The organism is Pseudomonas sp. PA-1-3F, assembly GCF_021609665.1.
GTDB lineage: Bacteria > Pseudomonadota > Gammaproteobacteria > Pseudomonadales > Pseudomonadaceae > Aquipseudomonas > Aquipseudomonas paracarnis.
Window position 1 is genome coordinate 29,834 of record NZ_WJZD01000049.1, and the last position, 7,716, is coordinate 37,549.

Annotated in this window: 4 protein-coding genes and 2 rRNA genes; 3 read left to right on the forward strand and 3 right to left on the reverse strand. The window is 57.7% G+C overall.

What is annotated here, in order from left to right; genetic code table 11:
* Positions 1-86: 86 nt before the first annotated feature.
* The 3 genes from GIV26_RS25055 to GIV26_RS25065 are packed head-to-tail and all read left to right on the forward strand — an operon-like array spanning position 87 to position 5,163.
* Positions 87-845, forward strand: a complete 759-nt coding sequence (locus tag GIV26_RS25055; protein WP_198863363.1) for a DUF3050 domain-containing protein — start codon at positions 87-89, stop codon at positions 843-845.
* The gene (locus GIV26_RS25060) at positions 842-1,789 is read left to right on the forward strand and encodes a diiron oxygenase (protein ID WP_236282628.1); all 948 of its coding nucleotides are present in this window, start codon (positions 842-844) and stop codon (positions 1,787-1,789) included. Before GIV26_RS25055 ends, GIV26_RS25060 begins: the two co-directional genes overlap by 4 nt.
* Complete coding sequence (locus GIV26_RS25065; RefSeq protein WP_236282630.1) at positions 1,786-5,163, forward strand: amino acid adenylation domain-containing protein; 3,378 nt, start codon at positions 1,786-1,788, stop codon at positions 5,161-5,163. The genes GIV26_RS25060 and GIV26_RS25065 overlap by 4 nt, the downstream gene beginning before the upstream one ends.
* 63 nt (positions 5,164-5,226) lie before the next feature.
* Here the strand turns inward: GIV26_RS25065 and GIV26_RS25070 are convergent, their stop codons facing one another.
* From GIV26_RS25070 to rrf (GIV26_RS25080), 3 genes are all read right to left on the reverse strand, one after another.
* Positions 5,227-7,107, reverse strand: a complete 1,881-nt coding sequence (locus GIV26_RS25070) for a methyl-accepting chemotaxis protein (protein WP_034125396.1) — start codon at positions 7,105-7,107, stop codon at positions 5,227-5,229.
* Between the two features lie 274 nt (positions 7,108-7,381).
* Positions 7,382-7,497 (reverse strand): 5S ribosomal RNA (gene rrf, locus GIV26_RS25075).
* A gap of 109 nt (positions 7,498-7,606) precedes the next feature.
* Positions 7,607-7,716 (reverse strand): 5S ribosomal RNA (rrf, locus tag GIV26_RS25080); the annotation flags it as partial.

A 7,716-nucleotide genomic window follows, 5' to 3' on the forward strand; every position in this document is an offset into this window, starting at 1 on the left:
GCCGCGCTCAAGTTACTCTCGCACTCACAACTATAATATTTCAACACTGCTTTTAGAGCACTCGCAACAACTCATAGGCGTCAACCATGTACCCACATTCACTCGCGCAAAAAAAACGACAACTTTTTGATCATCCGTTATTTATAGAAATAACCAGCCTCGGCAAGTTACAACACTTCATGAAACACCATGTATTTGCTGTCTGGGATTTCATGAGTCTGACCAAACGCCTGCAACAGGACCTCACTTGCATGCAGTTGCCCTGGCTCCCCTCCACTGACCCGCACGCTGCCCGCCTGATTAATGAAATCGTGCTGGCGGAAGAGTCGGACGAGCACCCGACGCGGGGCTATTGCAGCCACTTCGAGCTGTACCTGGACGCAATGACGGAAGTGGGCGCCAGCACGGTCGCAATCACTCGCTTTATCGACCTGCAAAGCCAGGGAGTGGAGGTAAGCGCAGCCTTGCAGATGATCGATGCGCCCCAGGGCGTGGTCCGCTTCGTCGACAGCACCTTACAAATTGCCCTGAGCGCTCCGACCCACTGTGTGGCGGCGGCGTTCCTGCATGGCCGAGAGTGTGTGATTCCGTCAATGTTCGAAAGGCTTTTGCATAGCCATGCTTTCATAGGTCGGCAGGCCCCTACGCTATGTCACTACCTCAGCCGCCATATCGAAATAGACAGCGATGATCACGAGCCCGCGGCGCAACAGTTGCTACAGCGCCTGGTCGACGCAGACCCCAGTCGTCAGCAACAGGCCGATAACGCCGCCCTGGGCGCCGTGCAGAGTCGTATTACCCTCTGGGACGACGTACTGGCCTCGATGCAAGAGGTACGTCCGTGAACGCCGCTCATTACCAATCCTTTGCCGACGACTGGGAGCGTCGCGCAACCATCCGCACACGCCCCCGGCGGATGTTGGAAGACGACGACAAACTCATCTTCCCCCTGTGCCGTCAGCCTCTGGTGTTGAGTGCCACCTTTCTCAAGCACTGCCCGCAATGGCGCGACTTCGTGCTGGTGCAAAGCTTCTATAAATTCATCAATGACGTGGTGATTTTCGAAACCGAGATCGTCGACAAAACCGCGCGCAGCATCGCTAAAAATCGCTTCTCCCTGCCCTTCCCGCTCGCCTGCCGCTACGATGCGATGACGGTCGTTGTCGACGAGGATTACCACGCGCTGGTCGCGCTGGATTTCCTGCAGCAAGCCGTGGAGATGACCGGAATCCAACCGCTCGATCTACCCGGGCAAATTGAATTGAGCCGCGCGCTGCCCACAGCCCAGGCACAGGTACCGACGTACTTGCACGATGCCGTTGAGCTGATTGGCGTCGCCATCGCTGAGAACACCGTCACCCATGACGTCGCAGCGTTTTCCAAAGATGGCAGCGTCAAATCCTCTGTCCGCGGCCTGATGGCCGATCATCTGTTTGATGAAGGGCGGCATGCGCGGTTCTGGACACAGTTGGTGCGCCTCTACTGGCAATCGGCAAGCTCTGAAGATCGCGACCACATTGCTCAAGCCCTGCCCGTGTTCCTGACGCACTACCTGACCAACGACCTACAGAAAGACTTCGATCTGCAACTGATCGAACACTTGGCTATCAGTGCCGATACGCGCCGGGCACTGCGCGACGAAATCCAGGCGCTGGACTTTCCCATCACCCCCCAACATCCGCTGCTGGCCAATATCATGGGCCTACTGCACCACAGCGGCGTACTGCAAACCCCCAGCGTGGCACGAGCCCTGCGCGACTACCTGCCCGTATCGAGGAGGTTGGCATGAGGCGCTTGCAGATCGAGTGGTGTGGTACCGGTAACGCTCTGGCGGCGCTCAGGCAGGAGCTGGAGCAATATGGGCATGTGGCAGGAACGGGGTCTGTGGATCTGGTTATTGAAGACGGGAGTCAGCCGCTGCCGCCCTCGCCCGCCAGTGCGCCATGGTTAAGCTTGCGCGTGGGTATCGGCCCGCTCTGCGAACACGGGCTGCCCTCATTACAGTTACGCTGCTACGACCGGGAGCGGCGCCTGCTGACGGTGCACGACGTTGCCCAGGAACCCAGCGGCAATGGGCAGCGGTTGCGTCAGCAGGCAACGAATGCAGTGGTGGAGTGGGCTGCTTTGTTGGTCTGCGGTTTCTCAAGAGACCCCGCTTATTTCTCGGCAACGACCACTGCTAACACCTGGCCTGAACAGGGCCTGCAAGAGTTGGATGCCTTGGCTTTCATGCACCGGCTCAACCACACGGCGGACCCTGCCTTACTGCACGCGGCCCGAACGCCCATGATCGAACGGCTGCAGGCCAGCCTCACTACCTTCGCGCATCGAACAGTGCTGAACATCGCCGGTCATGCGCTGACTTATCGGCAGCTCCAGCAACAAGCCATGGCTATTCAACAACGCCTGCTTCCCTTGCTGGAGGATGCCGAGACTCCACAAGTGGTCGGCGTATGCCTGGAGAAATCTGCCGAGTTGTACGCCAGCATTCTCGCGGTGCTTGGCTGTGGCGCCGTGTATTTGCCGCTGGTGCCTGACCACCCGGAGCAACGCCAGCACTGCATGCTGACCAGCCTCAAGGCCTGTGTGCTGCTGGAGAATGGCCAGCACCCATTGCGAGAGCGTTTCGTCTCACTTGATGTGAGCCAGGTGGCCGCGCACAGCGCCGACATGACGCAACCGCTGATGCACCGTCACCCCCGTGCCGACGAGCCGTGCGTGGCACTGTTCACCTCGGGTACGACGGGCCAGCCCAAGGGGGTACTGCTGAGCCAATACAACCTGGCGCATTTCACGGCCTGGCTCGTCAGTTGCGTGGCGTTGGATCAACACAGTCGCGTCCTGCAATTCTCGCCACTGGGCTTCGATTCTTCACTGATCGATATTTTCCCCGCATTGATCGCCGGCGCCGAGTTGATTGTGCCCAGCCCAGACCAACGTCACGACCCTCAGCAACTGGTAGAGCTGATTCGCAAGCAACGCGTCACTCATGGGTTTGTGCCACCGGCACTGCTCAGCATCCTGCCGCTGGATCAGCCATTGGGCATGACTCATTTACTGACCGGAGGTGATTTCTGCGAGCCCTGCGTGATCGAACAACTGGCCGGTCAATGCCAGTTGCATAACCTCTATGGGCCGACCGAGGCCACTGTGTTGGCGACCCATCGGGTATTCCAACGAGGTGACAGCCATCGCAATATCGGCCTCCCCATCGCTAACAGCCAGGTGCTGATTCTCGACGAGAACCTGCAGCCCGTGGATGAACAGGTAATGGGCGACTTGTACATTGTCGGTCCCGGAGTAAGCCTGGGTTATTCGAATACACTCTCGCGGGCCGACAATCCGTTCGTGACGCTGACACTGCCAAATGGCCAAGTGCTACAGGCTTATCGCAGCGGCGACTTGGCAAAATGGACGCAAGAAGGCATCGAACTGGGCGGCCGCAGGGATGAGCAAGTCAAGATCCGCGGGTTTCGAGTTCAGCCTCAGGATATTGAACAGTGCTTGCGCGATAGTCGCTTGTTTCGCCAAGTGGCAGTGGTGATCGATACGGCACACAGAGTCATCGGCTTTGCGGCCCAGCCGAAATCTGGCGCTACGCTGGCAAGCCTGAAGGAACATGCTCTGCAGTGGTTGCCCGTGCATATGCAGCCCAGCGCTTGGAGCGAACTGGCATGCATGCCCCGTTCGAATAACGGCAAGATCGATCGCAAGGCCTTGCTGGCCATGCCAATGCCCATACCCATCGGGATGGATCGCTGTCGCATACAAGACCCTTTGCAGGCACAACTGGGTGACGTGTGGGGTGAGCTGCTGGGATTACCCGCAGGCGAACTCTCGATTGATGAGAGTTTTTTCAACCTCGGTGGCCACTCCATCCTGTTGTCGACCCTGTTGCTACGCCTGCGCGAGCAGTTTGGCCGCAGCTTCTGCCTGAGCCCCTTTTTTGAGACGCCGACCATCCGCACATTGGCCGCACTCATGGATGGCAGTGCACTGCCGGATACACCATCCAACCAGATGGAACAAGATGCGACGCGAGCACTGGAGGTCGAGGTGCTGCCCGAGACCCTTGCGGGAGACTCGCGCAAAGCCATCGTCACCGGCGCGAACAGCTTTGTCGGGGTTCATATTGTCCAGGCACTGCTGGCTGGCGGGGCGCAGGACGTGGCGTGCCTGGTGCGCGAGTTGCCCGGCTATTCGGCAGCGACAAGGTTCGCCCAGGCATTGCGCGAATACCGCTTGGAACATCTGGACCTGAGCCGAGTGCAGGTATACGCCGCCGATATTCGTAAACCTCGCCTGGGCTTGGCCGACGACGTGTACGAGCACCTCGCCCGTCATTACGGCGTGGTGGTGCATAACGCCGCGCAGGTCAATCATGTGATGGATTACGCCTCACTCGCCAAGGACAACGTCGAGCCGGTGCTGGAATGCCTGCGTCTTTGCGAGACCCATTGCAAGAAGGTCCTCAATTTCATCTCGACGCTGTCAGCCTGCAGCAGCGTGGACGTCGACGGGTCCGTGCTTGAAGCGCCTGCCCGACGCGCACTGCCGCTCTATGTGAAAAATGGCTACAACCTCTCCAAGTGGGTAGCCGAGCGGCTATTAGGACGGGCAGTCGAGCAAGGGGCCTGGGTCAATATTCATCGGCCGGGAAATATCAGCTTCAACAGCCAGAACGGCGTTTGCCAGCCACAGAAAAACCGCTTGATGTTGATGCTCAAGGGGTCTCTGCAATTAGGGATGGTCCCGCGACTGGACGTCAATTTCGATCTGATGCCGGTGGACTTCCTGGCGCGTTTCATCGCCTACCACAGCGTGCGCTTTGACCCTGGGCGAAACGTGTTCAACCTGCACAACCCACTGCCCTTGAGTTGGGACCAGTATCTCGACGCCTTCAGCGAGGCTGGGCACGCTTTTGACCGAGTAAGCATTGAACACTGGCAACGGGCGCTGCGCAAAGTGAGCCGCAATAACGCGTTGTTCGGAGTGCTGGGCTTTTACCTGGACGGACTGGGCGAGGACATCGGTGACACGTCGATGATCCGTTACGACAATGCCCGGTGGGGCGTGGAAAAAATGGGCATGTGCTATCCACCCAAGAGCCAGGCGCTGTTACGCAAAGGCTGCGACTATCTGAGCGCTATCAGTTTCCTCTGAATAGCACCCTGGACGTGAGACCAAGCGATCGGAGCGAGAGGCCTCGCTCCGATGCGGTCAGGATCAGATCTTGAAGCTATCGACCAATTGCTTCAGTCGGCTGGCCTGCTGGGACAGCGCATCGCAGTCCTTGAGCGTCTCGTTGAGGTTGGCCACACCCTGCTGGTTCAGCAAGTTGATCTGGTTGATATCGACGTTGAGGGTTTCAACCACGGCGGTCTGCTCTTCAGTGGCGGCCGCGACGGATTGGTTCATGCCATCGATCTCAACGATACGTTGCGTCACGCTGACCAGACGCTCACCTGCCTGGTTGGCGACTTCGACGCTTTCTTCGCTGGAAGCCTGGCTGGCGTTCATGGTGGTCACGGCTTCGCGCGAACCCACTTGCAGCGAAGTGATCATCTTGTGGATTTCTTCTGCCGACTCCTGGGTACGGTGCGCCAAATTGCGCACTTCATCCGCCACGACGGCAAAACCACGCCCTGCTTCGCCAGCACGGGCCGCTTCGATCGCCGCGTTTAGGGCGAGCAAGTTGGTTTGCTGGGAAATGCCTTTGATCACATCCAGGATGTGTCCGATGTTATCGGTACTGGCATTAAGGGTTTCGATCTGAGTGCAGGACAGGCTGATCTTTTGCGAAAGCTCCGACATCGCCTGAATGGTTTGCTCCACCACTTTACGACCATCGTCAGCTTGTTCGCTGGCACCACTGGCATGCTGGGACGCGTCAGCAGCGTTGCGCGCGATTTCCTGGGTGGCGGCCCCTAGCTCGTTGATGGCTGCGGCCACGCTGTTGGTACGCGCGCTCTGTTCGTCAGAACCGATGATCGACGCATTGGATGAAGCCATCACACGCTGGGACAAATCGTGCACCTGGCGCGTTGCCGAAGACACTTCGGAAATCGACGCGTGAATTCGCTCGACGAACTGGTTGAATGCGCTGCCGACTTCGCCGAACTCGTCTTTGCTGGTCACGTCGAGACGTCGGGTCAAATCACCTTCGCCTTGGGCAATGTCCTGCATGGCCACGCCCATGGTGGTCAACGGGCGCAACAGTACTTGAATCAACAGGCTCAGGAGCACCGCAATAGCCACAACGGCAATCAACATCGCAATCAAGGCCGAAGTACGGAATTTGCCCAGCGGGGCATAGGCTTTTTCTTTGTCGATCGAAAGGCCGATGTACCAGTCAGCGCCAGGCAAGCCGCTGATAGGCGTGAAGGAAAGGATGCGATCCTGACCGTTGAGGACAACGTCCTGATTGAGCTTCTCAATGCGCACGTTGGTGCCGGGATAGATGTCCTTGAGATTCTTCATCACTTGGTCCTGGTCCGGACTGACGATGACCTGGCCATCACCGCTGACCAGGAACGCATGGCCGATACCACCGAAGTCTACCGAGTTGATGATCTTCACCAGTGTCTGCAGGCTCAGGTCACCACCGACAACACCCAACAACTCGCCATTCTTTTTCACCGGCATGGCAATTGTCACGATCTGACCGCCCACAGCCGCCATATAAGGCGGAGTAAGCATGGTTTTGTCCGCCACTACTGCTTGCTTGTACCAAGGGCGCTGACGGGGGTCGTAGTCGTCAGGCATCTTCGCGTCAGGGCGCTGTGTGAATACCCCATTGGTTTGACCTACATAGGTGAACTGGAAATTGGTGGTGAATGCTGGCTGATCGACCAAACCTGGGAGGTCGGCGGCGCTGCCCTGGTGGGCAACGTTCTGCGCCAGGTTCTCGAGGACCAGGATGCGACCACTGAGCCAGTTCTGCACACTGCTGGCGGTGAGCTCGCCGGATTGCTGGATGGACGACGTAAGGTTTTGCCTGATGGTGCTGCGCTGCAGGTAGTCGTTGTAGAGGGTAAATAACGCGAAGGCTAAAACCACGACGCCTGACGCGGCCAACAGAATTTTATGACTGAACTTGAGATTCATTTCATCGACTTCTTTTGCCAAAGGGGGGTGAGCGTGCCGAGTGGAACATTCCATGTATCGGGATAGGCGGACTCTGCGGTCGCTCTATTTCGGTGCACGCATGGCTCGTCAGGCTTTCGGCCAAACTTCGACAAATCTTAGGAATTTGTGAGAAGCATCTTCTTTTAACGTAGGAAACCGACAGGCGGTAGCCGTAAGGCAGATTTGCTGCGGTGGGCCGCCCTAAACGACAAAACCCCTGTCTGCGTTAGCAGACAGGGGTTTCGGAATTCAATCTTGACGATGACCTACTCTCACATGGGGAAACCCCACACTACCATCGGCGATGCATCGTTTCACTGCTGAGTTCGGGATGGGATCAGGTGGTTCCAATGCTCTATGGTCGTCAAGAAATTCTGTGTACCAGACCGTTGCGTTGGCAACGTGCCGGTGAAATTCATGAGCTTCTACATAAACAAAACCCCTGTCTGCGTTAGCAGACAGGGGTTTTGGAATTTAATCTTGACGATGACCTACTCTCACATGGGGAAACCCCACACTACCATCGGCGATGCATCGTTTCACTGCTGAGTTCGGGATGGGATCAGGTGGTTCCAATGCTCTATGGTC